The sequence below is a fragment of the Franconibacter helveticus LMG 23732 genome (assembly GCF_000463115.2).
GTDB classification, from domain to species: Bacteria; Pseudomonadota; Gammaproteobacteria; order Enterobacterales; family Enterobacteriaceae; genus Franconibacter; species Franconibacter helveticus.
Map to the genome: position 1 here is coordinate 1 of NZ_AWFX01000016.1, position 1,114 is coordinate 1,114.

Annotated in this window: 1 protein-coding gene; it reads left to right on the forward strand. The window is 51.1% G+C overall.

Annotation, left to right across the window (positions count from 1 at the left end):
- Window positions 1–6: 6 nt before the first annotated feature.
- A protein-coding gene (locus DW56_RS21365; RefSeq protein WP_152976858.1) for an IS3 family transposase occupies window positions 7–1,114 on the forward strand; the annotation gives its coding sequence in 2 pieces (ribosomal slippage) (window positions 7–244 and window positions 244–1,114; 1,109 coding nt annotated over the 2 pieces). This gene is flagged as partial in the annotation.

Genomic DNA, 1,114 nt, shown 5'->3' on the forward strand with positions numbered 1-1,114 from the left:
GTGCCCATGAGCGGTAAGCGTTATCCCGAAGAGTTTAAAACTGAAGCAGTCAAACAGGTTGTTGATCGCGGTTATTCTGTTGCCAGCGTTGCAACACGTCTCGATATCACCACCCACAGCCTTTATGCCTGGATAAAGAAGTACGGTCCGGATTCTTCCACTAATAAAGAACAGTCAGATGCTCAGGCCGAGATCCGCCGTCTCCAGAAAGAGCTGAAACGGGTTACCGACGAACGGGACATATTAAAAAAAGCCGCGGCGTACTTCGCAAAGCTGTCCGACTGAGGTACGCCTTTATCCGTGACAACTCCTGTTGCTGGCCTGTTCGCCTGCTCTGTCGGGTGCTGGATGTTCATCCCAGTGGTTTTTACGCCTGGCTTCAGCAGCCGCATTCACAACGCCATCAGGCAGACCTGAGACTGACAGGACAGATTAAACAGTTCTGGCTGGAATCGGGATGCGTCTATGGTTATCGCAAAATCCATCTGGATCTGCGTGACAGCGGGCAACAGTGCGGAGTAAACAGAGTCTGGAGACTGATGAAACGTGTCGGAATAAAGGCTCAGGTCGGATACCGAAGCCCGCGGGCACGTAAAGGCGAGGCCAGTATCGTGTCACCCAACAGGCTCCAGCGACAGTTCAATCCGGATGCTCCTGATGAGCGTTGGGTAACGGACATAACCTACATCAGGACCCACGAAGGCTGGCTGTATCTTGCCGTTGTTGTTGATCTGTTCTCACGCAAAATTATCGGCTGGTCCATGCAATCCCGGATGACAAAGGACATTGTCCTGAACGCACTGCTGATGGCTGTATGGCGGCGTAATCCCGAAAAACAGGTGCTGGTTCATTCGGATCAGGGCAGTCAGTACACAAGCCATGAGTGGCAGTCGTTCCTGAAATCACACGGCCTGGAAGGTAGCATGAGCCGTCGCGGTAACTGCCATGATAATGCGGTTGCAGAAAGTTTTTTCCAGTTGTTGAAACGTGAACGGATAAAGAAAAAGATCTACGGAACGCGGGAAGAAGCCCGCAGTGATATTTTTGATTACATCGAAATGTTTTATAACAGTAAGCGTCGGCATGGTTCTAGCGAACAGATGTCACCGACAGA